The sequence below is a fragment of the Roseovarius sp. THAF27 genome, assembly GCF_009363655.1.
GTDB lineage: Bacteria > Pseudomonadota > Alphaproteobacteria > Rhodobacterales > Rhodobacteraceae > Roseovarius.
Map to the genome: position 1 here is coordinate 3,821,635 of NZ_CP045393.1, position 26,445 is coordinate 3,848,079.

At 65.2% G+C, this 26,445-nt stretch carries 32 protein-coding genes; 14 read left to right on the forward strand and 18 right to left on the reverse strand.

Features of this window, described 5'->3' with window-relative positions:
* The first annotated feature begins 110 nt into the window (after positions 1 to 110).
* Positions 111 to 563: a MarR family winged helix-turn-helix transcriptional regulator gene (locus FIU89_RS18945; RefSeq protein WP_152494031.1), complete on the forward strand. Its 453-nt coding sequence runs from the start codon at positions 111 to 113 to the stop codon at positions 561 to 563.
* Here the strand turns inward: FIU89_RS18945 and FIU89_RS18950 are convergent.
* From FIU89_RS18950 to FIU89_RS19010, 14 genes are all read right to left on the reverse strand, one after another.
* Positions 533 to 832: a hypothetical protein gene (locus FIU89_RS18950; RefSeq protein ID WP_152494032.1), complete on the reverse strand. Its 300-nt coding sequence runs from the start codon at positions 830 to 832 to the stop codon at positions 533 to 535. The genes FIU89_RS18945 and FIU89_RS18950 overlap by 31 nt on opposite strands.
* The gene (locus FIU89_RS18955; RefSeq protein WP_152494033.1) at positions 832 to 1,611 is read right to left on the reverse strand and encodes a succinate dehydrogenase iron-sulfur subunit; all 780 of its coding nucleotides are present in this window, start codon (positions 1,609 to 1,611) and stop codon (positions 832 to 834) included. The genes FIU89_RS18950 and FIU89_RS18955 overlap by 1 nt, the downstream gene beginning before the upstream one ends.
* A 14-nt stretch (positions 1,612 to 1,625) precedes the next feature.
* Entirely contained in the window at positions 1,626 to 1,946 is a 321-nt protein-coding gene (locus FIU89_RS18960; protein WP_152494034.1) for a succinate dehydrogenase, read from the reverse strand.
* Positions 1,943 to 2,692 carry a class I SAM-dependent methyltransferase gene (locus FIU89_RS18965; protein ID WP_172978167.1) on the reverse strand — a complete coding sequence of 250 codons (750 nt, stop codon included), beginning with the start codon at positions 2,690 to 2,692 and terminating at the stop codon, positions 1,943 to 1,945. The genes FIU89_RS18960 and FIU89_RS18965 overlap by 4 nt, the downstream gene beginning before the upstream one ends.
* Positions 2,692 to 3,294, reverse strand: a complete 603-nt coding sequence (locus FIU89_RS22380; RefSeq protein WP_172978168.1) for a hypothetical protein — start codon at positions 3,292 to 3,294, stop codon at positions 2,692 to 2,694. Before FIU89_RS22380 ends, FIU89_RS18965 begins: the two co-directional genes overlap by 1 nt.
* Complete coding sequence (sdhA, locus tag FIU89_RS18970) at positions 3,294 to 5,099, reverse strand: succinate dehydrogenase flavoprotein subunit (protein ID WP_152494595.1); 1,806 nt, start codon at positions 5,097 to 5,099, stop codon at positions 3,294 to 3,296. Before sdhA ends, FIU89_RS22380 begins: the two co-directional genes overlap by 1 nt.
* A gap of 101 nt (positions 5,100 to 5,200) precedes the next feature.
* On the reverse strand, positions 5,201 to 5,572 hold the full coding sequence (gene sdhD / locus FIU89_RS18975; protein ID WP_152494036.1) for a succinate dehydrogenase, hydrophobic membrane anchor protein: 372 nt from the start codon (positions 5,570 to 5,572) through the stop codon (positions 5,201 to 5,203).
* 14 nt (positions 5,573 to 5,586) lie between these two features.
* A complete protein-coding gene (gene sdhC, locus FIU89_RS18980; RefSeq protein ID WP_152494037.1) occupies positions 5,587 to 5,970 on the reverse strand; it encodes a succinate dehydrogenase, cytochrome b556 subunit in 384 nt (127 codons plus the stop codon).
* A 172-nt stretch (positions 5,971 to 6,142) separates the two neighbouring features.
* Positions 6,143 to 6,844 (reverse strand): DUF1194 domain-containing protein, encoded by a 702-nt coding sequence (locus tag FIU89_RS18985; RefSeq protein WP_152494038.1) that lies wholly within the window; start codon positions 6,842 to 6,844, stop codon positions 6,143 to 6,145.
* A gap of 79 nt (positions 6,845 to 6,923) precedes the next feature.
* On the reverse strand, positions 6,924 to 7,367 hold the full coding sequence (locus FIU89_RS18990) for a response regulator (RefSeq protein ID WP_152494039.1): 444 nt from the start codon (positions 7,365 to 7,367) through the stop codon (positions 6,924 to 6,926).
* A 71-nt stretch (positions 7,368 to 7,438) separates the two neighbouring features.
* The gene (locus FIU89_RS18995) at positions 7,439 to 8,470 is read right to left on the reverse strand and encodes a MaoC family dehydratase (protein ID WP_152494040.1); all 1,032 of its coding nucleotides are present in this window, start codon (positions 8,468 to 8,470) and stop codon (positions 7,439 to 7,441) included.
* A gap of 2 nt (positions 8,471 to 8,472) precedes the next feature.
* Complete coding sequence (locus FIU89_RS19000) at positions 8,473 to 8,676, reverse strand: DUF1737 domain-containing protein (RefSeq protein ID WP_152494041.1); 204 nt, start codon at positions 8,674 to 8,676, stop codon at positions 8,473 to 8,475.
* A 4-nt stretch (positions 8,677 to 8,680) separates the two neighbouring features.
* Positions 8,681 to 9,226, reverse strand: coding sequence for an NnrU family protein (locus FIU89_RS19005; protein ID WP_152494042.1), 546 nt, complete (start codon positions 9,224 to 9,226; stop codon positions 8,681 to 8,683).
* 3 nt (positions 9,227 to 9,229) lie between these two features.
* Entirely contained in the window at positions 9,230 to 10,093 is an 864-nt protein-coding gene (locus tag FIU89_RS19010; RefSeq protein ID WP_152494043.1) for a CoA ester lyase, read from the reverse strand.
* Between the two features lie 228 nt (positions 10,094 to 10,321).
* Here FIU89_RS19010 and FIU89_RS19015 point away from each other — a divergent pair, with 228 nt between their 5' ends.
* The 13 genes from FIU89_RS19015 to FIU89_RS19075 all read left to right on the forward strand — a co-directional run bounded on the left by FIU89_RS19015 (position 10,322) and on the right by FIU89_RS19075 (position 23,230).
* Positions 10,322 to 10,609 (forward strand): hypothetical protein, encoded by a 288-nt coding sequence (locus FIU89_RS19015; protein WP_152494596.1) that lies wholly within the window; start codon positions 10,322 to 10,324, stop codon positions 10,607 to 10,609.
* Positions 10,610 to 10,883: 274 nt separating this feature from the next.
* Positions 10,884 to 11,846, forward strand: a complete 963-nt coding sequence (gene mdh / locus FIU89_RS19020) for a malate dehydrogenase (RefSeq protein WP_152494044.1) — start codon at positions 10,884 to 10,886, stop codon at positions 11,844 to 11,846.
* Positions 11,847 to 12,210: 364 nt separating this feature from the next.
* The gene (gene sucC / locus FIU89_RS19025) at positions 12,211 to 13,404 is read left to right on the forward strand and encodes an ADP-forming succinate--CoA ligase subunit beta (RefSeq protein WP_152491347.1); all 1,194 of its coding nucleotides are present in this window, start codon (positions 12,211 to 12,213) and stop codon (positions 13,402 to 13,404) included.
* Between the two features lie 60 nt (positions 13,405 to 13,464).
* Positions 13,465 to 14,349: a succinate--CoA ligase subunit alpha gene (sucD, locus tag FIU89_RS19030; RefSeq protein ID WP_152491346.1), complete on the forward strand. Its 885-nt coding sequence runs from the start codon at positions 13,465 to 13,467 to the stop codon at positions 14,347 to 14,349.
* Entirely contained in the window at positions 14,346 to 14,858 is a 513-nt protein-coding gene (locus tag FIU89_RS19035; RefSeq protein ID WP_152494045.1) for a hypothetical protein, read from the forward strand. Before sucD ends, FIU89_RS19035 begins: the two co-directional genes overlap by 4 nt.
* Positions 14,859 to 14,864: 6 nt before the next feature.
* Positions 14,865 to 17,822, forward strand: coding sequence for a 2-oxoglutarate dehydrogenase E1 component (locus FIU89_RS19040; RefSeq protein WP_152494046.1), 2,958 nt, complete (start codon positions 14,865 to 14,867; stop codon positions 17,820 to 17,822).
* A 6-nt stretch (positions 17,823 to 17,828) separates the two neighbouring features.
* Positions 17,829 to 19,436: a 2-oxoglutarate dehydrogenase complex dihydrolipoyllysine-residue succinyltransferase gene (odhB, locus tag FIU89_RS19045; protein WP_152494047.1), complete on the forward strand. Its 1,608-nt coding sequence runs from the start codon at positions 17,829 to 17,831 to the stop codon at positions 19,434 to 19,436.
* 92 nt (positions 19,437 to 19,528) lie between these two features.
* Positions 19,529 to 19,762, forward strand: a complete 234-nt coding sequence (locus FIU89_RS19050; RefSeq protein ID WP_152494048.1) for a hypothetical protein — start codon at positions 19,529 to 19,531, stop codon at positions 19,760 to 19,762.
* An 85-nt stretch (positions 19,763 to 19,847) separates the two neighbouring features.
* Positions 19,848 to 20,393, forward strand: coding sequence for a hypothetical protein (locus FIU89_RS19055; protein ID WP_152494049.1), 546 nt, complete (start codon positions 19,848 to 19,850; stop codon positions 20,391 to 20,393).
* Positions 20,390 to 20,785 (forward strand): MAPEG family protein, encoded by a 396-nt coding sequence (locus tag FIU89_RS19060; RefSeq protein ID WP_152494050.1) that lies wholly within the window; start codon positions 20,390 to 20,392, stop codon positions 20,783 to 20,785. Before FIU89_RS19055 ends, FIU89_RS19060 begins: the two co-directional genes overlap by 4 nt.
* A complete protein-coding gene (locus FIU89_RS19065; protein WP_152494051.1) occupies positions 20,782 to 21,171 on the forward strand; it encodes a hypothetical protein in 390 nt (129 codons plus the stop codon). Before FIU89_RS19060 ends, FIU89_RS19065 begins: the two co-directional genes overlap by 4 nt.
* A 63-nt stretch (positions 21,172 to 21,234) precedes the next feature.
* Positions 21,235 to 22,623, forward strand: coding sequence for a dihydrolipoyl dehydrogenase (gene lpdA / locus FIU89_RS19070; protein ID WP_152494052.1), 1,389 nt, complete (start codon positions 21,235 to 21,237; stop codon positions 22,621 to 22,623).
* Position 22,624: 1 nt separating this feature from the next.
* Complete coding sequence (locus FIU89_RS19075) at positions 22,625 to 23,230, forward strand: hypothetical protein (RefSeq protein WP_152494053.1); 606 nt, start codon at positions 22,625 to 22,627, stop codon at positions 23,228 to 23,230.
* Between the two features lie 198 nt (positions 23,231 to 23,428).
* Here the strand turns inward: FIU89_RS19075 and FIU89_RS19080 are convergent, their stop codons facing one another.
* Genes FIU89_RS19080 through FIU89_RS19095 form a run of 4 tightly spaced genes read right to left on the reverse strand, consistent with a single transcriptional unit; the run spans position 23,429 to position 26,334 of the window.
* On the reverse strand, positions 23,429 to 24,031 hold the full coding sequence (locus tag FIU89_RS19080) for a pyridoxamine 5'-phosphate oxidase family protein (RefSeq protein ID WP_152494054.1): 603 nt from the start codon (positions 24,029 to 24,031) through the stop codon (positions 23,429 to 23,431).
* Positions 24,018 to 24,758: a 1-acyl-sn-glycerol-3-phosphate acyltransferase gene (locus FIU89_RS19085; RefSeq protein WP_152494055.1), complete on the reverse strand. Its 741-nt coding sequence runs from the start codon at positions 24,756 to 24,758 to the stop codon at positions 24,018 to 24,020. The genes FIU89_RS19080 and FIU89_RS19085 overlap by 14 nt, the downstream gene beginning before the upstream one ends.
* Positions 24,755 to 25,660, reverse strand: a complete 906-nt coding sequence (locus FIU89_RS19090) for an ABC transporter permease (RefSeq protein ID WP_152494056.1) — start codon at positions 25,658 to 25,660, stop codon at positions 24,755 to 24,757. Before FIU89_RS19090 ends, FIU89_RS19085 begins: the two co-directional genes overlap by 4 nt.
* The gene (locus FIU89_RS19095; protein ID WP_152494597.1) at positions 25,657 to 26,334 is read right to left on the reverse strand and encodes a cell division ATP-binding protein FtsE; all 678 of its coding nucleotides are present in this window, start codon (positions 26,332 to 26,334) and stop codon (positions 25,657 to 25,659) included. The genes FIU89_RS19090 and FIU89_RS19095 overlap by 4 nt, the downstream gene beginning before the upstream one ends.
* Between the last annotated feature and the right edge of the window lie 111 nt (positions 26,335 to 26,445).

The window sequence follows — 26,445 nt, forward strand, 5'->3', positions numbered from 1 at the left end:
CCTTTTGCGCAGGCCCCCGTGCAGACGCCCCCGCCCCGGTTGCGCAGATTTCGTGCAATGGCGCCTGCGCCCCCTTGCCCCCCAGATGCACCTGCATTTAGGCTCGGGCCATGAGCAGAACACCCCAGAACCTTTCCGCGTGGCAGGTCCTGTCGCGCACCCATCGCCGCCTTCAGAGCCACCTGGACTCGGCGCTCAAGGCCGAAGGCCTGCCGCCGCTCGACGTTCTGGATGCGCTGGCCGCACTTGACGCAGGGACAGACGGCCAGACCGCGAAATCTTTGGAAGGCCGCCTGATGCTGCCGCAATACGGCGTGTCACGCCTGCTCGACCGGATGGAGAAAGACGGCCTGATCCGCCGTGTCGCGGATGCCAGCGACAAGCGGCTCAAGCATGTGCACCTGACAGAGACGGGCCGCGCCACGCTGGCCGCCATGGTCCAGACCCGCGATGCCGCGCTCGATGCGTTTCTCGCCCCCCGCGCCAAGCCGGGACAGCTGGACCGGATCACCGATCTGCTGTCCCTGCTCGATCAGGACCTGTCCGAGCCGACCTCTGGATAAAGCAACCCGAACAGCGCCAGGCGCCGCTCGTCGCGCGACAAGGTCCCCTGTTCCCAGCCATCGCCAAACGCGGCGAAGACATCCTCGTCGTCGTAATGGTCGTCGAAAACCTTGCCCGCGCGTTCGACAAGCCCGGCCAGTTCGCTGACGAACTTGCTTTCCCCGATCGCCGTCCGGTTCAGGTAATGCAGCCGCCCCGACAAGTGGCGGCACACGTCCCGAAACTCTTCCTTCGACTTGAAATCGAGATCGGGACGCGGCTTGCTCATCACATGGCCCGCTCGAGCATCATCTTCTTGATCTCGGCAATCGCCTTGGCGGGGTTCAGCCCCTTCGGGCACGTCTTGGCGCAGTTCATGATCGTGTGACAGCGATAGAGCTTGAACGGATCCTCCAGATCGTCCAGCCGCTCGCCGGTCGCCTCGTCCCGGCTGTCGATGATCCAGCGATAGGCATGCAGCAGGGCGGCCGGCCCAAGATACTTGTCACCGTTCCACCAATAGCTCGGGCAGGCCGCCGAGCAGGAGGCGCACATCACGCATTCATACAGGCCGTCCAGCTTTTCGCGGTCCTCGATGGACTGCTTCCACTCCTTGGCGGGGCGGTTCGTCTTGGTCTCCAGCCACGGCATGATGCTGGCGTGCTGGGCATAGAAATGCGTCAGGTCCGGGATCAGGTCCTTGACCACCGGCATGTGCGGCAGGGGATAGATCTTCACGTCGCCCTTCACCTCGTCCAGCCCGTAGATACAGGCGAGCGTGTTGATCCCGTCGATATTCATCGCACACGACCCGCAGATCCCCTCGCGGCAGGACCGGCGGAAGGTCAGCGTCGGGTCGACCTCGTTCTTGATCTTGATCAGCGCGTCCAGAACCATCGGCCCGCACTTGTCCATGTCGAGGAAATAGGTGTCGACCTGCGGGTTCTTCCCGTCATCCGGGTTCCAGCGATAGATCTGGAACTTGCGCACGTTCTTGGCGCCTTCAGGCTTGGGCCACGTCTTCCCCTTGGTGATCCGGGAATTCTTCGGTAGCGTCAGCTGTACCATTTACGTGTCCTCTCTCAGCGGCCCAGCAGGACCAGACCGTTTTCAGCAATGCATTGAACCGACTCGGGCCGGCTCGCGATGTCCACCACCAGCTCGACCGTCGCGGGTTGGACCCCGCCGACGGAATCGCGCGCGATGGTGATGATTTCCCCGGCCGAGGCCGCGTCGATGATGCAGTCGGTGAGCGGCGCCACGGTGACACCCGGAAAGCGCCGCGCGACGATGCCGTTGACCACGGCCTTTGCCCGTTCCCGCGCGATGGCGTCGGCGGCGTCATTGGCCGCGTCGCAGCCCGCCAGCAGCAGGGGCAGCGCAAGAATGGCAAGCCACCTCATTCCGCCGCCTCCAGTTTCGTCAGCTCGGGCAGGACATCCTCGACCTTTCGCATCTGCATGACCTGCTTGAGGTTCTTCGGCCCGAATTCCTCGATGGTCAGGTCCATGAACTTCGCCACGATCTCGTCCCGCGCGTCTTCCAGCACCCGGTTCTCGGGGTCCAGCCCGGTCACCATGCCCAGCCCGCAGGGCCGCGGGTTCAGTACATCAAACGCCAACTCGGGGCGGTATTCGCGCAGGATCAGCGTCATCTTCCAAACGTCACCCGACCAGCCCTTGGTGCGCTCTGGGTCCCACTCGCGCTCGGCGGCGGCGGGCGAGAACGGCACAAGGTCATGCAGCAGAATCGCCGCCTCGGGATGGCACAGCTTTTCCGTGGCGATGAAATCGTCCAGCACGTATTCGAACAGGTGCATCCCGTCGATGAACGCCATGTCGATGCGCGGCGCAATCTGATGCGCCTGCCCGCTGGCAAAGAAGTCGCCGCTGGTCTGTCGGATCAGATGCAGCGCGGGCTTGTCGCCCATCACGTCGCCCCCCAGGCGAAAATCCGGGTCCACCGCGATGGCCTTGCCCGGGCACCGCATCAGCGAATGCCCCCGCCCCGCGCCGATCTCCAGGTACCATTCCGGCGCGCGCGTCAGGTGCAGAACTTCCAGCACTTCCAGGTAATGCCGCCCCCGCGCACGCGGCCAGCCCGCCGGACGGGCAGGCTTTGCCGTGATATGCGTGGCGGCCTTGGGCATCAGTAGGGGTTGCCGATGCAGTACTGCGAGCCGCCGTACATGACAGGCGCATGTTTCGGGCACGGCCCCGCCTTGCGCGCGACGCCGGTCACCTTGACCACCGGGCTGCCACCCCGGCCCAGCGCCTGGTCGGCACAGGCATTGATCCGGTTCGCTGCCTCGGCGGTGACGCGGCCATGCGGCACGATCCAGATGCGCGTCTGCTGACCGATCGGGATCTCCTGCCATTGCCCGCCCAGGCGGACACCGCCGCCAATGCCGAACTTGTGCTTGCAGTCAAGGATCGCACTGCGCTGTTCGCTGACCGAGATATAGCGGTTCGGATTCGCCGCCGCGGTGACCGTCGACGCCCCGAAACGATAGGCGATGCAGCTGGTCAGCGCCTGCGCCTCGTAATGCGACGCGCCAGACCCGCGCACGGGCGTCATGATCACGTCGTCGCCCCGGACGTTCGTCACGTAGGACCCCTCGGGGCTAACCTCGGCAAAGCACGCCTGCACGACGCGATCCACGTTCGCGGGCGTCGTGTCGACGGCCTGCGCCGCGCCTGCCAGCACGGTCAGGCCGCCAATCGCGGCGGCGGTTCTCAGTATGGCTTTCATCAGAATGTCCTTTCCTTGGGTGCAATCTTCTTCAAATTGATCCCACCCTCGGATTCGGTCGTGAGCGGGTCCTCGATGATAGGACGATAGCTCAGATCCACGGACTTGCCATCCACCCGCGCAACCGTGTGCACGCGCCAGTTCTCGTCGTCGCGCTTCGAGAAATCCTCGTGCGCGTGGGCGCCGCGGCTTTCCTTGCGCGCCTCGGCCCCGGCGATGGTGGCCAGCGCGTTGGGCATCAGGTTGGTCAACTCCAGCGTTTCCATCAGGTCGCTGTTCCACACCAGGCTGCGGTCGGTGACCTTCAGGTCGTCCAGCTTGGCCGCGATCGCATCCATCTTCTTGACGCCCTCGGACAGGGTCTTGGACGTGCGGAACACGGCCGCATCCTCCTGCATGGTGCGCTGCATCTCGAGCCGCAACTCGGCGGTGGGCGTGCCGCCATCGGCATGGCGGAAATGGTCGAAGCGGTCGAGCGCCTTGTCCACCTCGCCCGTGTCGGTCGCCGGCACGGCGCTTTCGGGGTTCACCACCTTGCCCGCGCGAATGGCCGCGGCCCGCCCGAACACCACGAGGTCAATGAGCGAGTTCGAGCCCAGACGGTTCGCCCCATGCACGCTCGCACAGCCTGCCTCGCCCACGGCCATCAGGCCCGGAACCACGGCGTGCGGATCGTCCTTGGTGGGGTTCAGAACCTCGCCCCAATAGTTCGTCGGGATACCGCCCATGTTGTAGTGCACGGTCGGCAGCACCGGGATCGGTTCCTTGGTCACGTCCACCCCGGCAAAGATCTTGGCGCTCTCCGAAATCCCCGGCAGGCGTAGGTTCAGCGCCTCGGCGGGCAGGTGGCTGAGGTTCAGGTGGATGTGATCGCCGTGCTCGCCCACGCCGCGCCCTTCGCGGATCTCCATGGTCATCGAGCGGCTGACATAATCACGCGGCGCCAGATCCTTGTAGTTGGGCGCGTAGCGCTCCATGAACCGCTCGCCTTCGCTGTTGGTCAGATAGCCGCCCTCGCCGCGCGCGCCCTCGGTGATCAGGCAGCCCGAACCGTAGATGCCGGTCGGGTGGAACTGCACGAACTCCATGTCCTGCAACGGCAGGCCCGCGCGCGCCACCATGCCACCGCCGTCACCGGTGCAGGTATGGGCCGAGGTCGCACTGAAATAGGCGCGGCCGTAACCGCCGGTCGCCAGCACCACCATCTTGGAGTTGAACACATGGATCGTGCCGTCATCCAGCTTCCAGCAGACGACGCCGGTGCATTGACCGTCCTCGCTCATCATCAGGTCGATGGCGAAATACTCGATGTAGAACTCGGCGTTGTTCTTCAGGCTTTGCCCGTAGAGCGTATGCAGGATCGCGTGGCCGGTCCGGTCGGCGGCGGCGCATGTCCGCTGCACCGGGGGGCCTTCGCCGAACTCGGTCGTATGCCCGCCGAAGGGCCGCTGATAGATCCGCCCCTCCTCGGTACGCGAAAACGGGACGCCGTAATGCTCCAGCTCGTAAACCGCCTTGGGCGCCTCGCGCGCCAGGTACTCCATCGCGTCCGTGTCGCCCAGCCAGTCCGACCCCTTGACCGTGTCATACATGTGCCACTGCCAGCTGTCCGGCCCCATGTTGCCAAGGCTGGCCGCGATGCCGCCCTGCGCCGCCACGGTGTGCGAGCGCGTCGGGAACACCTTGGTCACGCAAGCCGTGCGCAACCCCTGTTCCGCCATGCCCAGCGTCGCGCGCAGCCCCGCGCCGCCCGCGCCCACCACAACCACGTCATAATCATGTGTCTCGTATTCGTAAGCCGCCATGCTTCGTGCCTTTTCCGGTTCGTCTGCTCGGGCCATGCCGGCCCCGGCGATATGGTCTCACAGGGGCCGGGGCGACCTGCGCCCTGCCCTCGGAATGTTTCTCAGAGCGCCAGGCGCGCGATGGCGAAAAGCCCCGTCGCCATGGCGCCATAGCTCAGGCAGGTCACCAGGATGATCGCCACCTTCTGCGCCGTGCCATGCACATAGTCCTCGATCAGCACCTGGCACCCGTCGGCGAAATGCTTGAAGCCGACCACCAGCGTCAGCGCCGCGACGATGGCCGGGAAGGGCCGCGCGTAATAGGCCGTGACTTCCTCGAACGGCGCGCCCAGGATGCCGCCGAAGGTAAAGACGAACAGCGGGATCAGGATCAGCAAGGCAACGCTCTGCACCTTCATCGCCCAGAAATGATGCACGCCGCTCTTGGCCGAGCCCAGGCCCATGGCGCGCTTGCGGTCTGTCAGGTAACGCATGTCGGGGGCCTCCTTCAGATGAACAGCACGGTCAGGACGGTCAGAACGACCGATCCGCCGATCGCCGCCCAGCCCAGCATCTCGGCCTTGTCGATCTGCAACATCATGCCGTTGTCCCAGATCAGGTGCCGCACCCCCGCCAGCGTGTGGTACCACAGCGCCCAGAGCGACAGGAACATCACGATGTCACCGAACCAGCTGGTCACGACCGCGTCGGCAGTGGCGAAATAGTCGGCCGAGGTCGCGGCGGCCAGAAGCCACCACACCGTCAACAGCGCGGCGACAAGCAGCGCGTTGCCGGTGATCCGGGTCAGAATCGAGGTCATCGACGTCAGCTGCGGGCGATAGATCGTGAGGTGGGGCGAAAGCGGCCGGTTGCCGCGATTTACGTCTGCCATTGGCATTCCCTTTCTCGTCGCGATGTGGCGCCGACCCGGGTGGGCCAGCCTGCCCCGCGATTTGAGTTCGTTTTATCCAATCATCCGGGGCCTCTGCAAACCCGTATTCTTCAAATAGTGCAGGCATTTCGTCGCAAAAGCAGTTTTCGTGATCACATACATAGGTGCGTGATCACAAATGCGGCGCAAAGGAATCACCCGGCGCTTTCGAGATGGGTTTGGTGACTTCGCGCAGCAGTTTGCGGCGCATTCGGGCGGGATACTCGGCGTAATCATTGGCTGTGATCACAAACGCACCGGGCCCGTGGATGACGTTTTCCCAGAAATACTCGGTCACCCTCGGCTCCGCCCCTTCGATGACCAGCGCGTTGACAACGATCGCTTCCTGCCGCAACAGGCCATGCACGTCGCGGGGTCTCGGCCCCTCGTTCGATGACCCGTCGCCCGACACGTCGATCACCCGGCGGCGGCATCCGGGCACGTCCCTGAACTGCGCCGCGCCGACCTCCAGCGCCTCGCCGATGGCGGTGGAGAAGTTGCGCCAGACGCGCGGCGTGGTCTCGATCCGCGCCGCCAGCGCCTCGACCGCGTCGAAATCGGTCATCCGTTGCCACGGCACCACCACGCGCTGGCGCGACGTGCCGGTCCATTGCAGCACCAGCACCGCCGCCTCACCCACGACCAGCGCCTCGCTGACCGCGCCGTCGCGCAGCCCGTCGGCCAGCCCCTGCATCTGAATGCGGTATTCCCGTTGGTCGACAGAGCCCGACACGTCCACCGCCAGCACGAGCGCCACCTCGCAGGCGGCGGCGGAGACCGCCGCGCCGCAGGCCCCGACGGCCGAAAGACAAAGACGCAAGAACGCGCGTACCATGCCCACAGCATGCGCCAGACCGCGGCCGCTGCCCAGAAAAACCGCTCGGCGCGCGGCTCACATTCGCGTCGACCCGCGCTCAGGCGCTGCGCCGCATCGGCCCCGCCACGCGCTGCGTGATCATGTCTCCCACGCACTCGCGGAAGAAATCGCGCAGCTTGCGCATCGGGTCGTCGGTCTTGTCGATCACGCTCAGCCCCGCCGCGCGCGCCTTGTCCCACATGAAGGGCGAGGGCCAGCCCGACACGATCACGATCGGCACGTCCGACAGTTCCGGCGCGCCGGCGAGTTCCCCGGCAAACTCGCTGCCGGACCCGTCGGGCACGCTGTTGTCGCACAGGATGGCCGAGTATTGCGAGCGCGACAGCGCCTTGCGCGCGGTTTCGATGGTCGGGACGAAGTCGATCTCGGCCTCCACCCGCGCGCCGCGCATCGCACGGCGGATCATTTCCTGGTCATGGGCACTGTCTTCCAGAACAAGGCACCGCAACTGCGGGCCTTCAAATGGCGTTGGATCAGGCATGGCAACCTCCTTTCGCACAGGAAAGGACGCTACAGACCATGTCTTAACAAACCGAGAACGGCGCCCGGGCCTCAGATCGGCATCAGCGCCCAGTAATCCAGGTCCAGCAGGACATGCGGCAGGTACTTGCCGTCCTCGCCGCGCAGGCCGAACGGCTCGCCGCCCTTGGTCGCCACCAGCCGCAGCCGCAGCGCGCCCACACCCGGCACGCCCGTCTCGGCGCGGTCCAGCACCTCCGACCAGGCCCGCACGGTATCCCCGGCAAAGCAGGGGTTGGCGTGGCTGCCCGCGTTGATCGCCGCGATCATCTGCGCATTGGCCAGCCCGTTGAAGCTCAGCGCGCGCGCCATCGAGATGACATGCCCGCCATAGATCAGCCGCTTGCCGTCCTCGCGCGGCGTGATGTCGAAATGGGTCTTCGAGGTGTTCTGCCACAGACGCGTGGCCATCATGTGCTCGGCTTCCTCGATGGTCACGCCGTCCACGTGATCGATCGTCTCGCCGATCTCGTAATCGCCCCAGCGATGCGGCTCGCCAGCCAGGGTCATGTCATAGTTGGAAAAATCCAGCCCTGCTGGAACGACCAGGTCGTCGGGGGCCACATGCGGCGCGGTGTCGGGCACCACCGGCTCGGGTGCGGGCGCGTCCACGTCCTTCTTCCGCACCATCACCCAGCGCACGAACAGCATCACCGGCAGGTCCTGCTGGTTGATCCCCGTCGTGCGCACCCAGACGATCCCGGTCTTGCCGCTGGACGTCTGCTTGACCCCGATCACCTCGGACTCCGAGCGCAGCGTGTCCCCGGCATAGACCGGCCGCAGCCACCGCGCCTCGGCATAGCCCAGGTTCGCCACCGCGTTCAGCGAGATGTCCGGCACGCTCTTGCCGAAAACGATGTGAAACGCCGCCAGGTCGTCGATCGGGCTGGCGGGCAGGCCGCAGGCCCGCGCGAACTCGTCCGAGGAGTAAAGCGCGTGGCGCGCGGGATAAAGCGCATGGTAAAGCGCCCGTTCCCCCCCCGACACGGTGCGCGGCACCGCGTGCGGGATCACGTCGCCGACGGTGTAATCCTCGAAGAACCGCCCCGGATTGGTCTTGGCCATGCTCAGTGCTCTCCCAGCTTGGTGTCGGGCGTATAGGTGCCCTCGGCCTCCTTCACCACGGCCTGACCGCAGCGCATCACGCCGTTGGCGGCGTCGAACGCATAGGTCGGACTGCCATAGAGCTCCCACCCCTTGTTCAGCGCCTCGGTCACCTTGTGGCAAAAGGCCGACGTGTCATCGGCCGAGAGGAATCGATAGAGTTTCATACGCTCACCCAAAGGCCGGATAGCCCAGCCAGTAATGCACGCCCACGATCAGGCCGTAGACCACGACACTGCCCACCGCCGCGGCGATTTCCTTGGATTTCGGCGCCGGGTCGGGTCGCACCCACTCCGGCTGCGACTTGTTGATCACGATCATCTCGACCACCGCCCAGGCCAGCAGCCCGCCGAACAGGATGAACGACGGCACGTCGCCGTTCACCAGCAAGTGCGCCAGCGCCCAGACCTTGACCGCGCCCAGCATCGGGTGCCGCATCCTGCGCGCCAGCGCGGTTTTCATCCCCGAGGCCGCGAACATGTAGACCGACAGCAGCATCAGCAGGTTGTTGATCCCCACCGTCATCGGGTGCCGCCCCCAGAAGAACGCGCCATCCGCCGCCTGGTAGCCCTTGGTCATCATCCAGATACTGACCAGCAGCACCACGGCGATCACCGCCTTGCCCGCGTTGCCCATCGCCGCCCGCGGCCCCGGCGCGATCCGTTTGAACAAATGCGCCACCGACCAAAGCAGCACGCCTGCGATCAGCAATCCCATGATCTACTCCGCCGCCATCTGTGCAATCGCCTCGGCCTTCGCCAGCGTCCGCTGCGCCGCGACGACATGCAGGTTTTCCACGATCTGGCCGTCCACCACGGCAATCCCCTGCCCCTGCTTCTTGCTCTCTTCATAAGCCTCGATCTGACGCATGGCCGTGTCGATCTCGTATTGCGTGGGGGCGAACGCCGTGTTTGCGATGTCGATCTGGTCGGGGTGGATCAGCGTCTTGCCGTCAAACCCAAGGTCGCGCCCATGCTCGCATTCCAGCTTCAGCCCGTCGCCATCCCGAAAACGGTTGTAGACACCATCCAGCGCCACCACGCCGCGCGCGGCCCGCGCCGCCATCACGATCATCTGGAGCGACGCCAGCAGCGGCATCCGGTCGGCGCGGAAACGACAGCCCAGCTCCTTGGTCAGGTCGTTCGTACCGGCGACCAGCCCCGTCACCTGCCGGTGCGCGGCGATCTCGCGGGCGTTGAACACGCTGGCGGGCGTCTCCATCATCGTCCAGATCGGAATCTCGGTGCCGATCAGATCCGACAGGTTGTCGACATCCGCATAGGTGTTCACCTTGGGCTGCAGGATCACGTCCGCCCCCGCATCACCCAGCACGCGGGCATCCTCGAACCCCCATTCGGTGGTCAGCGCGTTGATCCGCACGACCTTCACGCGGTTGCCGTAGCCGCCGTCGCTCAGCGCCTGCGCCAGCGTCGCGCGCGCCTCGGCCTTGGCGTCGGGCGCCACGGCATCCTCCAGGTCAAAGATGATCGCGTCGGTGGGCAGGGTGCGCGCCTTGTCCAGCGCCCGTTCCTTGGAGCCGGGAATATAAAGAACGGATCGGTAGGGATGGGTCGAAAGGTCCATGGCGTGCCCCGCTGGCTGGTCGAAATTTTCTTGCGCGGGAATTCGCCATTTTTGGAACGAAAGTTCAAGACCTTTCTCGCCGCGATGCAGAAATTGCCGTCGCGCAAGGGCATCCGCCGGCCTGCGAACCCTCCGTTAACCATATCTTGATACCCTCATCCGCACGCTCTCGGCACAGATACGGCAGGGACCCAGCTTTGAAAGGGTAAGACGATGAAGACCAAACTGATGATGTTCGCCACGCTTCTGGCCATGGGTCTGTCCGGTCCCGCCATCGCCGCGAGTTGCGCACCGCGCGATACGGTCGTCGACCGGCTCGCCTCCAAATACGGCGAAACGCGGCAATCCATCGGGCTCGGGCCCAACAACGCGGTGGTCGAGGTGTTCGCCTCCACCACGACCGGCACCTGGACGATCACGGTGACCTCGGCGCATGGAACCACCTGCCTTGTCGCCAGCGGCCAGTCGTTCGAGACGCTGGACGAGGGGCTGCCGATCGACGGCGACGACGCCTGATCCGGGCCTTGGCCGGACGCGGGCGGCCCGTCGCCCGCGCGCCAGATTCGCCGCTCGGGCCGCAGCGCGGGCCGTCATGGCGGCGCACTCAATTCGATACATCTCGCGCCTCTCGGGGCGCTCGCCCTAAACACCTGAGATTTCAGTCGCTTTTGACCCCATCGTGGCGCCTTGCCCGACCGCCGCCGTCGCGCCGCGGCGCAGCACCCTTGAATTGACCCCGGTTTGCGACTACCCCGTAGCGCGAAATCAAACCCACCGGAGATCAATTTCCATGGCCAGACCCAAGATCGCCCTCATCGGCGCGGGACAAATCGGCGGCACGCTTGCGCATCTCGCCGCCATCAAGGAACTGGGCGACGTCGTCCTGTTCGACATTGCCGAAGGCACCCCCGAGGGCAAGGCGCTCGACATCGCCGAATCCGGCCCGGCCGAGGGCTTCGACGCCGCGCTCAAGGGCACGCAGGACTATGCCGACATCGCCGGCGCCGACGTCTGCATCGTCACCGCCGGTGTCCCGCGCAAGCCGGGCATGAGCCGCGACGACCTCCTGGGCATCAACCTCAAAGTCATGAAATCCGTGGGCGAAGGCATCGCCGCCAACGCCCCCGACGCCTTCGTCATCTGCATCACCAACCCGCTCGACGCGATGGTCTGGGCCCTGCAGAAGTTCTCCGGCCTGCCCGCCGAAAAGGTCTGCGGCATGGCCGGCGTGCTCGACAGCGCCCGCTTCCGCCACTTCCTCAGCCTGGAATTCGGCGTCTCGATGAAGGACGTCAGCGCCTTCGTGCTGGGCGGCCACGGCGACACGATGGTGCCCTGCGTGCGCTACTCCACCGTCGCCGGCATCCCCCTGCCCGACCTTGTCGACATGGGCTGGACCACGCAGGAAAAACTCGACGCGATCGTCCAGCGTACCCGCGACGGCGGCGCCGAGATCGTCGGCCTGCTGAAGACCGGCTCGGCCTTCTACGCCCCCGCGACCTCTGCCATCGAAATGGCCGAAGCCTACCTCAAGGACCAGAAACGCGTCCTGCCCTGCGCCGCCCATTGCGACGGCGAATTCGGGCTGAAGGGCATGTATGTGGGCGTGCCCACCGTGATCGGCGCGGGCGGCATCGAGAAGATCGTCAACATCAAGCTCAACAAGGACGAGCAGGAGATGTTCGACACCTCCGTCAAGGCCGTGAAAGGCCTCGTCGAGGCATGCAAGGGCATCGACAGCTCGCTCGGTTGACCCCCGGCACACAGTTTCAACTCCGAACGCGCGGACCGTCCTGGCCCGCGCGTTTTCCTTTGCAGAAGTGTCGCCGGGACGGTCCGTTCGGACCTGTCATTGCACCGCACGCTTCCCGCTGCGTCGGCCCCGGGCCGGCGGTATCGCGCTCTTCTCGCGCCGACGGCCAGGACGCCCCTCTGCCCGCGCGCGCGCGATTCGTCTTGCATATCAACGCCCTGATTTGTGATCACAGCATAAAATCGTGTGATCACAAAAGGCGGAAATTCGCCGCAAAAAGCGGGCCGTGGCACGAAAGGGGTTAAGTCCCGCTTCAACCTATGGCTATACCAGAGGCAAACGCACAGAAAGATGGGAACTCTGCATGAACATCCATGAATACCAGGCGAAGGCCTTGCTGCGCTCTTACGGGGCGCCTGTATCGGACGGGCGTGTCGTGTTGCGCGCGGAGGAGGCGAAGACGGCGGCGGGCGAGCTTGACGGTCCCGTCTGGGTGGTCAAGGCGCAGATCCATGCCGGCGGCCGCGGCAAGGGCAGCTTCAAGGAGGAAGGCGCCGGCGACAAGGGCGGCGTGCGGATCACCAAGTCGGTGTCCGAGGCCGCCGAGGAAGCCAAGAAGATGCTGGGCCGCACGCTGGTGACCAAGCAGACCGGCGACGCCGGCAAGCAGGTGGGCCGGATCTATATCGAGGAAGGCGCGGCCATCGCCAAGGAATTCTACCTGGCGCTCCTGGTCGACCGGGTGACCTCCCGCGTCAGCTTCGTCGCCTCCACCGAGGGCGGCATGGATATCGAGGAAGTGGCCGAGAAGACGCCCGAGAAGATCCTCAGCCTGAGCGTCGATCCCGCCACCGGCTACCAGCCGTTTCATGGCCGCCGCATCGCCTTCATGCTCGAGCTCGAGGGCGCGGCGGTGAAGCAATGCGTCAAGCTGATGGGCACGCTTTACCAGATGTTCCTGGAAAAGGACATGGAGATGCTCGAGATCAACCCGCTGATCCTGACCGAGAGCAACGAGCTGAAGTGTCTCGACGCCAAGATGGGTTTCGATTCCAACGCGGTCTACCGCCATTCCGACATCGCCGAGCTGCGCGACACCACGGAAGAAGACCCCAAGGAGCTGGAGGCGTCGAAATACGACCTCAACTACATCGCGCTGGATGGCGAGATCGGCTGCATGGTCAACGGCGCGGGGCTGGCGATGGCGACGATGGACATCATCAAGCTCTACGGCGCCGAGCCCGCCAACTTCCTCGACGTGGGCGGCGGCGCCACCAAGGACAAGGTGACCGAGGCGTTCAAGATCATCACCTCCGACCCGCAGGTGAAGGGCATCCTGGTGAACATCTTCGGCGGCATCATGCGCTGCGACGTGATCGCCGAGGGCGTGGTCGCCGCCGTCAAGGAAGTCGGGCTTCAGGTCCCGCTGGTGGTCCGGCTCGAAGGCACGAACGTGGAGAAAGGCAAGGAGATCATCAACACCTCCGGCCTCGACGTGATCGCCGCCGACGACCTCAAGGACGGCGCCCAGAAGATCGTCAAAGCCGTCAAGGGCTGAGCCTCGTAGGGTGGGTTTTTAACCCACCTTTCCCAAGATTGAATTAAGGAGAACGCCACAATGGCCGTCCTCGTCGACAAGAACACCAAAGTCATCTGCCAGGGCCTGACCGGGTCGCAAGGCACCTTCCACACCGAGCAGGCGATCGCCTATGGCACGCAAATGGTCGGGGGCGTCACCCCCGGCAAGGGCGGCCAGACGCATCTCGACCTGCCGGTCTTCAACTCGGTCCACGAAGCGATGCACGAGACCGGCGCCAACGCCTCGGTCATCTACGTGCCGCCGCCCTTCGCCGCGGATTCGATCCTCGAGGCCATCGACGCCGAGATCCCCCTCATCGTCTGCATCACCGAAGGCATCCCGGTTCTGGACATGATGCGCGTCAAACGCGCACTCGAAGGCAGCAGCTCTGTCCTCATCGGCCCCAACTGCCCCGGCATCATCACGCCCGACGCCTGCAAGATCGGCATCATGCCCGGCCACATCCACAAGCGCGGCTCGGTCGGCGTGGTCTCGCGCTCCGGCACGCTCACATACGAGGCCGTGAAGCAGACGTCGGATGTGGGCCTCGGCCAGTCCACCTGCGTCGGCATCGGCGGCGACCCGATCAAGGGGACCGAGCATATCGACGTGCTGGAATGGTTCCTTGCCGATGACGAGACGGAATCGATCATCATGATCGGCGAGATCGGCGGCAGCGCCGAGGAAGACGCCGCGCAGTTCCTCAAGGACGAGGCCAAGAAAGGCCGCTCCAAGCCCTGCGCCGGCTTCATCGCGGGCCGCACCGCCCCTCCGGGCCGCCGCATGGGCCACGCCGGCGCCATCGTCGCCGGCGGCAAGGGCGGCGCCGACGACAAGATCGAAGCCATGAAATCCGCCGGCATCACCGTCGCCGAATCCCCCGCGGGACTGGGCGAAGCCGTGCTGAAGGCGATCGGGAAGTGATCAGCGGGCAGGCACACGCGCAGGCAGTCGCCTCCAATCTGGGGCAAGGGATGGAAGCCCATTGTCCGCAGGTGTTGGCGAAGACTGTATCGAACGTGCTTGGTGCATTCCGCATCCTGTGTGCCTGTCTTGCTTTGGCTTCACTTTCGCCTGTCACCTCTTGGGCCGGCGAGGATCCCTGGCCGGTCCTACACGAAGGCCAGGGCGACAAGACCTGCCGAGCTGGAATAGGCTGGCTCGGCGGCGTAAGAGAACCGATCATACAGACTATTGATTGCGCCATCATTGAGATTCCCCATCCCGAAGGCGTGGGCTGGATTTCTCGCAGCGCGCGTCCAAGTGATGGTGTGACTCCATGGTACAAGGTAAGGGTCCGTGACCATGTTACCGAAAACAAATTGGCAAATTTTCTGGGCCAGATCTGCGTCCATGTTGGTGCCGAGGGCACCGTAGCCGAAGCCAAAGGGAACACAGTGTTCTTTCGCTGCGCGAACAGCAATCCGGAGTAGATTCCAATGACCGACCAATCCCCCAACGACCAGTTCCACGCCTCCAGCTTCATGCAGGGGCATAACGCGGAGTATCTCGAACAGCTTTACGCGCGATACGCCAACGACCCCAATGCGGTCGACGAGGCCTGGCAGGCCTTCTTCCGGGAACTGGGCGACGGGGATACGGACGTCAAGAAAGAGGCCGCCGGGCCAAGCTGGGCGCGCCCCGACTGGCCGCCGCAGCCCGCAGACGATCTCACCAGCGCGCTGACCGGCGACTACCCGACCGAAGTCGAGGCGCGCCAGGCCGGCGACAAGATCAAGTCGAAGGCCGCCGAGAAAGGCATCGAGGTCTCGGACGACGCCGTGAAACGCGCCGTGCTCGATTCCGTCCGCGCCCTCATGCTGATCCGCGCGTACCGCATCCGGGGCCACCTGGCGGCCGATCTCGACCCGCTGGGCCTGCGCGAGAGCCCCGACCGCCCCGAGCTTGACCCGAAATCCTACGGCTTCACCGATGCCGACATGGACCGGCCCATCTTCATCGACAACGTGCTGGGCCTGCAGGTCGCCTCGATCCGCGAGATCCTCGAGATCGTCAAGCGCACCTATTGCGGCACCTTCGCCCTGCAGTACATGCACATTTCCGACCCCGAAGAGAGCGCCTGGCTGAAGGAACGCATCGAGGGCTACGACAAGGAAATCACCTTCACCCGCGAGGGCCGCAAGGCGATCCTGAACAAGCTGGTCGAGGCCGAGGGCTTCGAGAAATACCTGCATGTGAAATACATGGGCACCAAGCGCTTCGGCCTCGATGGCGGCGAGGCGGTGATCCCCGCGATGGAACAGATCATCAAGCGCGGCGGTCAGCTGGGCCTGAAGGAGATCGTCATCGGGATGCCCCACCGGGGCCGCCTCAGCGTGCTGGCCAACGTCATGGGCAAGCCCTACCGCGCCATCTTCAACGAGTTCCAGGGCGGATCGTTCAAGCCCGAGGACGTGGACGGCTCGGGCGACGTGAAATACCACCTCGGCGCCTCGTCGGACCGCGAATTCGACGGCAACACCGTGCACCTTTCCCTCACCGCCAACCCCAGCCACCTCGAGGCGGTGAACCCGGTGGTGCTGGGCAAATCCCGCGCCAAGCAGGACCAGCTGGCCGACAAGGAACGCACCGCCGTCATGCCGCTCCTGCTGCATGGCGACGCGGCCTTCGCGGGCCAGGGCGTCGTCGCCGAATGCTTCGGCCTCTCGGGGCTGAAGGGCCACAAGACCGGCGGCACCATGCACCTCGTCGTGAACAACCAGATCGGGTTCACCACCGCGCCGCACTTCTCGCGCTCCTCGCCCTATCCCACGGATATCGCCCTGATGGTCGAGGCGCCCATTTTCCACGTCAACGGCGACGATCCCGAGGCGGTCGTGCACGCCGCCAAGGTCGCCACCGAGTTCCGCCAGAAGTTCCGCAAGGACGTGGTGATCGACATCATCTGCTACCGCCGCTTCGGTCACAACGAAGGCGACGAGCCGATGTTCACCAACCCGATCATGTACAAGAAGATCAAGTCGCAGAAGACCACGCTCTCGCTCTACACCGAGCGGCTGGTCAAGGACGGGCTCATCCCCGAGGGCGAGATCGACGACATGAAGGCCGCGTTCCAGTCCTACCTTGCCGACGAGTTCGAGGCCGGCAAGGAATACCGCCCGAACAAGGCCGACTGGCTGGACGGCAAGTGGTCCCATCTCGACAGCAAGGACGAGGATTACCAGCGCGGCGAAACCGCCATCAAGAAAAAGACCCTGGCCGAGATCGGCCGCGCCCTGACCACCCCGCCCGAGGGCACGCCGCTGCACAAGACCGTGTCGCGCCTCTTGGAGACGAAGGCCAGGATGTTCGAGACCGGCGAAGGCTTCGACTGGGCCACCGCCGAGGCAATCGCGTTCGGCTCGCTGCTGACCGAAGGCTACCGCGTGCGGCTGGCCGGGCAGGACAGCACCCGCGGCACGTTCAGCCAGCGGCATTCCGGCCTCGTCGACCAGGACTCGGAAGAGCGCTACTACCCGCTCAACCACATCCGCGAAGGCCAGGCGCAGTACGAGGTCATCGACTCGATGCTCTCCGAGTACGCCGTCCTGGGCTTCGAGTATGGCTATACCCTGTCCGAGCCCAACGCGCTGACCCTGTGGGAAGCGCAGTTCGGCGATTTCGCCAACGGCGCCCAGATCATGTTCGACCAGTTCATCTCTTCGGGCGAATCGAAGTGGCTGCGCATGTCGGGCCTCGTCTGCCTTCTGCCCCACGGCTACGAAGGCCAGGGGCCCGAGCACTCCTCGGCGCGGCTCGAACGCTTCCTGCAGATGTGCGGACAGGACAACTGGATCGTCGCCAACTGCTCGACCCCGGCGAACTATTTCCACATCCTGCGCCGGCAGCTGCACCGCACCTACCGCAAGCCGCTCATCCTGATGACGCCGAAATCGCTTCTGCGTCACAAGATGTGCATCTCCAAGGCCGAGGAGTTCACCTCGGGCAGCAGCTTCCACCGGGTTCTGTGGGACGATGCCGAATACGGCAATTCCGAGCTCAAGCTGAAATCGGACGACAAGATCAAGCGCGTCGTCATGTGCTCGGGCAAGGTCTATTTCGACCTTTTGGAAGAACGCGACAAGCGCGGCCTCGACGATGTCTACCTGATGCGTGTCGAACAGTTCTACCCGTTCCCGGCCATCTCGATGGTCAAGGAGCTCGAGCGCTTCAAGAAGGCCGAGATGGTCTGGTGCCAGGAAGAGCCCAAGAACCAGGGCGCCTGGAGCTTCATCGAGCCCAACATCGAATGGGTGCTGCAACGCATCAAGGCCAAGCACACCCGGCCCGTCTATGTCGGGCGACAGGCCTCCGCCTCGCCCGCAACGGGCCTCGCAAGCCAACACAAGGCCCAACAAGAAGCGCTGGTCGATTCCGCGCTGACGATCGAAGGATAACACGTAATGACCACCGAAGTACGCGTGCCCACGCTGGGCGAATCCGTGACCGAAGCCACCGTCGCCACCTGGTTCAAAAAGGCCGGCGACACGGTCGAGGCCGACGAGATGCTGTGCGAGCTGGAAACCGACAAGGTCACCGTCGAGGTGCCCTCGCCCGCCGCCGGCACACTGGCCGAGATCGTCGCGCAAGAGGGCGAGACCGTGGGCGTCGACGCCCTGCTGGCCACCCTGTCCGAAGGCGACAGCGGATCCGACAGCGCGCCCAAGAAGGCCGAGAAGAAGGAAGAGAAGAAACCCGAGCCCGCACCCGCCAAATCCGGCGGCGACAGTGGCGACAAGGACGGCGACTCGGGCGGCGGCGGCAACATCGACGTGATGGTGCCCACGCTGGGAGAATCCGTGTCCGAGGCCACCGTCTCGACCTGGTTCAAGAAGGTCGGCGACAATGTCAGCCAGGACGAGATGCTGTGCGAGCTTGAAACCGACAAGGTCTCGGTCGAGGTCCCCTCGCCCGCCGCCGGCACGCTGACCGAGATTCTCGCGAATGAAGGCGACACCGTTCAGGCCAACGGCAAGCTCGCCGTCCTGTCGGGCGGTGCCGACGGTGCCGTGGAACCGGCTGAGCGCCCCGACGGCGACGCGGACGAGGCGAAGGGCGATGACCCGGCCACCGCCAATGGCGGGCAATATACCGCCCCGCCTCCGGGCCGCGATATCGAGGATGCGCCCTCGGCGAAAAAGGCGATGGCCGAAAAGGGCGTCAGCCGCGACCAGGTACAGGGCTCGGGCCGCGACGGCCGCGTGATGAAGGAGGATGTCGCCAAGGCGGTGTCCGCCGCCAGCAGCGCCGCGCCCGCCGCCTCGTCGGCGCCCGCACAGGCGCCCCGCGCGCCCGTGTCGGCCGAAGATGCCAGCCGCGAGGAACGGGTCAAGATGACCCGTCTGCGCCAGACCATCGCCCGCCGCCTCAAGGACAGCCAGAACACCGCCGCCATGCTCACCACCTATAACGAGGTGGACATGACCGAAGTGATGGCCCTGCGGAACCAGTACAAGGACGAGTTCGCCAAGAAGCACGGCGTGAAACTGGGCTTCATGTCCTTCTTCACCAAGGCCTGCTGCCACGCGCTGAAAGAGGTGCCAGAGGTCAACGCCGAAATCGACGGCACCGATATCGTCTACAAGAACTTCGTGCACATGGGCATCGCCACCGGCACGCCCACCGGCCTCGTGGTCCCCGTGATCCGCGACGCCGATGCGCTCGGGTTCGCCGATATCGAGAAAGCCATCGCCGAAAAAGGCGCCCGCGCCCGCGACGGCAAGCTCAGCATGGCCGAAATGCAGGGCGGCACCTTCACCATCTCCAACGGCGGCGTCTACGGCTCGCTGATGTCCTCGCCCATCCTCAACCCCCCGCAATCGGGTATCCTGGGGATGCACAAGATCCAGGAACGCCCCATGGTGGTCAACGGCGAGATCAAGGCCCGGCCGATGATGTATCTCGCCCTCAGCTACGACCACCGCATCGTCGACGGCAAGGGCGCCGTGACCTTCCTGGTGCGTGTGAAAGACGCGCTGGAGGATCCGCGGCGGTTGCTGATGGATTTGTAAAGGCCCGCGTGGGTTTTCACCCACCCTACGGGTCCGCGTAGGGTGGGGTTTCACCCCACCATTCCCAAACATGAGGCGCAAAGGGGACTTCCATGACCACCCAACTCCTCCTCCGCTACGACAGCTTCGACCAAGGCGCCCACGACTCCCATGCCGAGGATCGGGCCAATGCCGGTCTCACCCAGCTTCAGATGTGGCGCGAGGGCACGGGCACCCGCTGGGTCCTCTTCGACGTCAACGACGTCGCCCGCGCCAAGGCCTGGGTCGACAAGGAAACCGGGCTGGGCCATGGCCCCGCGGCCTCCCACATGCTGGAGACGGCATGAACCAAGAGCGACCCGCCCCGGCCCCCGAGCCGGGGCCTCTCGCCCACGCAGAGGTCCCGGGTCAAGCCCGGGACGCGACCCACGGATGACCCACGCCGCCGGATACGCCCGCGCCGTCGCCGCACGCCGCGCCTTCCGCCTGCCGGACTACCCGACGCTGGCCGAGGAAGGCTTCGACGGCGAGTACGTCTCGCCCATCCAGATGACCTCCGGCAGCCTAACCGGCCCCATGCTGGTGTCCAAGGACTGGCTCGACGCGCCCTCCGTCCGCCGCCACCGCGCGGAACTCACGCGGCAAGGCTACCTCTCCACCAACCCCTTCAACCGCGTGATCGACAAGGTGTTGGCGCTACTGGACCTCACCCGCGCCGATATCTACATCACCCCGGTCTTCCACCTGCTCACGCCGCAGCGCTCCTCCACCATCCCCCCGGCCCATGCCCGCGCAAGCTGGGAGGCCATCGGCCAGTTTGAGCGTCTCGGCCGCCGCCCCATCGCGCTCGGCCACGATGCCGCCCGGGTGCTGAACCATTTCAACGTGCCGCATATCCGCGCGCCCCACCCCTCGGCCCGCACAGGCACGTTCGACGCCAAGGCCGAGGCCATAGCAGAGGCGATCCAAACCGCATGACCCCCGAACTGACTGTCCTCACGCTCGCCGCCCTTCTACAGGTGGTGCAATTCGCCCTCTACGCCGTGCCCGCCAACATGGAGCTCGGCCCCGGCTACACCACCTCGGCGCGCGACCGCGAACCCTCGCGGCAGATGTCCGACCGCACCGCCCGGCTGGGCCGCGCGATGGACAACCATTTCGAAGGGCTGATCCTCTTCACCATCGCCTGCGTCGTGATCGCCGTCTCGGGCCAGTCCACCTGGGTCACCACCGCCTGCGCCTGGGCGTACCTCATTGCCCGCATCGCCTATATCCCGGCCTATTACCTGGGCCTGCGCCCCTGGCGGTCGCTGATCTGGCTGGTGGGCTTCGCCGCGACCGCCCTCATGTTCCTGGCCGCGCTGCTATGATCCGTCCCCTGTCCCTCGCCCTCGCCCTCGCACTTGCCGCCACGCCCGCCGCCGCCGAGTTCGTCATCGAGGAAGGCTCATTCTTCGTCATGCACCGCGACTACGACAGCAAGACCAACACCTTCACCGACGGCGCCCCCAAAGGCGAAGCCGACGGCTGTTTCCAGATCACCCGCGTCGACCTGCCGGGCAAGACCATCGACTTCACCCTGGTCAGCGGCACCATCACGCCCTGGTGGTCGGATGGCGAAACCTTCCACCCCGGTTTCCAGAACGCTTTCATCCCCGCCATCGGCTTCATGGAGAACAACCCCGACGCCGAGTGGACGGACCTTCTGCACGAAATCCTCAAAACCGTGCCCGACTGCGCCCCGCCCGCGTCGTGACACCGCACCACAAAAAGCATAGGTTCGGGACCAACACGCCCGACACGCGAAGGAGAATATCAAATGGCATCCTATGACGTCATCGTAATCGGCTCCGGCCCCGGCGGCTATGTCGCCGCGATCCGCTGCGCCCAGCTTGGCCTGAAAACCGCCTGCGTCGAGGGCCGCGAAACCCTGGGCGGCACCTGCCTGAATGTGGGCTGCATTCCCTCCAAGGCGCTCCTGCACGCGTCGCACATGCTGCACGAGGCCGAGCACAACTTCGCCGCCATGGGCCTCAAGGGCAAAAGCCCGTCTGTCGACTGGAAACAGATGCTGTCCTACAAGGACGAAACCATCGGCCAGAACACCAAGGGCATCGAGTTCCTGTTCAAGAAGAACAAGATCGACTGGCTCAAGGGCTGGGGCTCCATCCCCGAGGCGGGCAAGGTCAAGGTCGGCGACGACACGCACGAGGCCAAGAACATCATCATCGCCACCGGCTCCGAGGTCAGCACGCTTCCGGGCGTCGAGATCGACGAGAAAACCGTGGTCTCCTCGACCGGCGCGCTGGAACTGCCCAAGGTGCCGAAAAAGCTGGTCGTCATCGGCGCCGGCGTCATCGGGCTGGAGCTTGGCTCGGTTTATTCCCGCCTCGGCTCCGAGGTGACGGTCGTGGAATATCTCGACCATGTCACCCCCGGCATGGATGGCGAGGTACAGAAGAACTTCCACAAGCTGCTGAAAAAGCAGGGGCTGAACTTCATCATGGGCGCCGCCGTGCAAGGCGTCGAGGCGATGAAGACCAAGGCCAAGGTCACCTACAAGCTGCGCAAGGACGACAGCGAGGAGACGCTCGATGCCGACGTCGTGCTGGTCTCCACGGGGCGCAAGCCGTTCACCGACGGGCTAGGACTGGACAGCCTTGGAGTCGAAATGACCGAGCGCGGCCAGATCAAGACCGACGACCACTGGCAGACCAACGTCAAGGGCGTCTACGCCATCGGCGACTGTATCTCGGGCCCGATGCTGGCCCACAAGGCCGAAGACGAGGGCATGGCCGCCGCTTGCGTCATCGCGGGCCAGCATGGCCACGTGAACTACGGCGTCATTCCCAGCGTGATCTACACCCACCCCGAGGTCGCCGCCGTCGGCAAGACCGAGGAGGAACTGAAGGAAGAAGGCCGCGCATACAAGGCCGGCAAGTTCTCCTTCATGGGCAATGGACGGGCCAAGGCGAATTTTGCCGCCGACGGGTTCGTCAAGATCCTCGTGGACAAGGAAACCGACCGCATCCTCGGCGCGCATATCATCGGCCCGATGGCCGGCGATTTGATCCACGAGATCTGCGTCGCCATGGAATTCGGCGCCGCGGCCGAGGACCTGGCCCTGACCTGCCACGCCCATCCGACCTATTCCGAAGCCGTGCGCGAAGCGGCTCTGGCCTGCGGCGACGGCCCGATCCACAGCTGACATGCGCGATTGGGTTCCCGTCGCGGATCTGCAAAAGGACCACGCGCCTTTTGCAGATCCCAACTTCAAGCTGGCTGTGATCGACGCCCTGATGTCGAATGGCACGCTCGATCTGGGCGACGAGTGGACGTTTCAGGACCGGCTCAGCAAGGGCCAGTACGATTACGAACGCGACGGCTACACCCTGAACCGCGCGTTCCTCAGCTACTTCCGCCAGTACCCCCTGACCGCCGCGCATCTGGCCGCGGTCGAGGAACTCTGGTTCGACGGCGGCTTGGATATTTACGGCTGGATCTTCACCTTCTGGGGCGGCGAAACCGAAGATTTCGACATCGACAGCCTCGCCGACCTGGCGCTTCTGCCCAATCTGCGGGTGTTCGGATTTTCCGCGATGCACGACGCCAATGATCTGGCCGCCTATCTCCGCGCCCCCAAGCTCGAGGTGCTGGACCTCGGGCTGATCGGCAGACCCTGGCGCAACTGGGACGCACTTCTGCAACTGCCCAAGCTGCGAAAGTTCCGGTACTTCACGACGGACCACGCGCCAGAGGCGGATGAAGTCTTGGCCACGTTGAGGGCCCGAGGCGTCACGATCAACGAATACTAAGCCTGACCGCGCCACCTGGTGCTTACCCGTCCCGGACCTGATCCGGGACCTCGTAGGGTGGGTGAAAACCCACGTCCGCCCATTCCGATCGCACGGTCTGTAAACCTTTGCCGCCTCGAAAAAATACCGACGCGATGCCACCCGAATACCGACGCGATACCGACGTGGATTTTCGCCCGTTAACCCTTCACACCTCACCTACCACATCGTCTTCGCCGCCCGGGCGCTCCAGCCGGCGTCATACTCCGCGCCGCCCTCGTCTCCGCCCGAGGCCTCAGCCAGCAACTCGCCCACTGTCGGCAGTCCCTCGCTGTCGTCCCGGCTCCACAGACCGGCCCGGACGGTGGCGCGGGCGCACTGGCTGTAGATCTCGGAAATCGCGATCACGATCACCGTCGCCGGATGCTTGCCCTGTCGCTCGAACCGGGCGCGCAACCCTTCGTCGGCGGTCAGCTTCGCGGTGCCGTTCACCCGCACCACAGTGTTTGATCCGGGCACCATGAACATGCATGACACACGCCCGTCCGACACGATATTCCTCAGTGAATCCAGACGGTTGTTTCCGCGCCAGTCGGGCATCGCCAGGGTCGTCTCGTCCAAGTCCAGCACCACCGGGCCATCGTCGCCGCGCGGGCTGCCATCGGTGCCGTCCGGGCCGACCGTAGTCAGCACGCAATAGCGCGAGGTCATGATCCATTTCCGGTAAAGCGGCGTCAGCCGATGCACCACCTTGCGCGTGCTGGCGACGGCAGGCGTTCCGTAAAGCGCCTCCAGCGCCTTGATATCGTTAATGAACTTCATCCGGATCGAACCCCGCTTCGCGCATCAGCCGGTTGGAATTGGTCTCGATCGTCTGCTCCAGCCGCGCCATGAATTCCTCCTTGGGCAACCCCGCCTCGATCGCCGGCAGGAACTCCACCACCCCCGTTCCGGGCCGCCGCATCACGCCCTTGCGTGGCCAGACCAGCCCGACATTCGTCGCCACGGGAACGCAGTCCTGCGCCATCTCCTGATACAGGATTGCCGAGCCGATCTTGTAGGGCGCCTTCACCCCGGGCGCGATGCGCGTGCCCTGCGGGTAGATGATCAGCTGCCCTGGCCGCAGACGCCCCCGGCCGACATCGGCAATCATCTTCTTGATCGCCTGGCTGCGCTTGCCCCGGTCCACGGGCACGCAGCCCAGTTTCAGCGCGTATTGCCCGATGATCGGGGCATACATCAGCTCGCGTTTCATGATGAACTTGCCGGTCGGAACACTGGCGAATATCAGGATAATATCCAAGAAAGACTGGTGCTTGGCGACGATCAGGCATTCCTGCGTGGGCGGTGTGCCGCGCACTTCGGTCTTCAGCCCCACCATCCAGCGCGCGGTCCAGCGGACCCAGGCGCACCACGCCTTGCAGGCGGCGTTCGCGCCCCGCGAGGACACCAGCGCCCAGGGCAGGAACACGATCCCGATGGGCAGCATCATGAAATAGATCTGGCCCACGAAGATCGCCGATCTGACCCATTGCAACGCGTGTCTCATGGCGTGTCCTTCAGCGTCTTGCGCGCCGCCGCCTGGGTCGCGGAAAAGGCCACTCCGGCCGCCAGCGGCGGTATCAGCAACAGCCACACCCATTGCCAGCCGCGAAAGCCCAGTCCGGTCAGGAACCCGCCTTCGTCCTGCGCGGCGGGCAACAGGAAAACAGCCAGCCCCGCCAGCGCGGTGCCCACCGCCGCCCCGGTCAGGGCCCTAAGGGTAAAGCGCCGCACGAAGGCCTGGGCGATATAGGTGTCGCGCGCGCCCACGAGGCGCAGCACGCCGATCACCTGCGTGTTCGCCGCCAGCGCGGCATTGGCCGCCAGCGTGATCATCGCCGCCGTCGCCGCCCCGATCAGAAGGATCGAGATGTAGCCCAGCATCCGCAGCCGCGTGGCCGCGCTGACAAGCGGCCTGCGCCAGCGCGTGTGATCATCCAGCACCGCCCCCGGAACGTCGGCCGCCAGACGCAGACGCAGCCCGCCGGCGTCAAAGCCCTCGCCCTCCTCGATCACTTCGATCAGTTGCGGAATGGGCAGCGTGTCCACCGGCAGGTCGGGTCCGAACCAGGGCTCCAGCAGGGCGCGCTGTTCATCGGGCTCCAGCGCCCGGGCCGAAGCGACGCCCTTGGTCGTTTCCAATATCTTCAATGTCGCCGCCGTCTGCGCCGCCATCTGTCCTTCGGGCGCGGAAATGCGGATCGTCGAGGACCGTGCCAGTTCCGAGCCCCAGCGATCGGCCAGCCGCCCGGTCGCCATCGAAAGCGCCAGGGCGAAGACGGCCAGGAACGCCATCGCCGCCGCGCTGAACAGCGTCAGCGACGCGGTAAAGCCAGTCGGCGGCACAACCCGGTCGGCCTGCGTGTCGCCGACGATGAACTCGGTCACTCGGGTGAAATCCACCTTCACAGGTCCGCCCCCGCCAGTTGCAGCCGCCGGTTCGAGATGCGCAGGACACGCGCCTGCACGTGGCTCTTGGCGGCGCGGATCAGCGCAAGGTCATGGGTCGCGACCATGATCGTCTTGCCCATGCGGTTAAGTTCGATCAGCAGCCGCAGCAGGCGCTGGGACATCTCCCAGTCGACGTTGCCCGTGGGCTCGTCCGCCAGCACGGCATCGGGCGACATGATGATGGCGCGCGCCAGCGCCGCCCGTTGCCGCTCGCCCCCCGACAGCTCCGGCGGCAGCGCGTCGGCCCGCGATTTCAGCCCGACCCAGCCGATCAGTTCCTTGAGGTTCGCGGACTCGTTCAGCAGGTCGCGCCCGGACACCATCAGGGGCAACGAGATGTTGTCGGCTACGCTCAGGTGATCCAGGAACTGGCAATCCTGGTGCACCACCCCGATCCGGCGGCGGGCATAGGCGATGTCGTCGCGTTCCATCGCGCGCACGTCTGTGTCGAACAGGCGCACCTCGCCCGCGGTGGGCATCAGCGCCCCGTAACAGAGTTTCAGCAAGGTCGTCTTGCCCGCGCCCGACGGGCCGGTCAGAAAGTGAAACGACCCGGCCTGGAGCTTGAGCGAGATGTCACTCAGCAGTTCCCCCCCGCCATAGCTGTAGGCGACGTTTTCCAGCTCGATCACTTCGGCCCCCAATGCATTTTGCCCTTCATGCCCCACAGGACACACTTGTGCAACGACTACGGCACTTACCCTATTGCCTCTTTTCCGGTCGGGTATTTCTGCGTAAGGTTT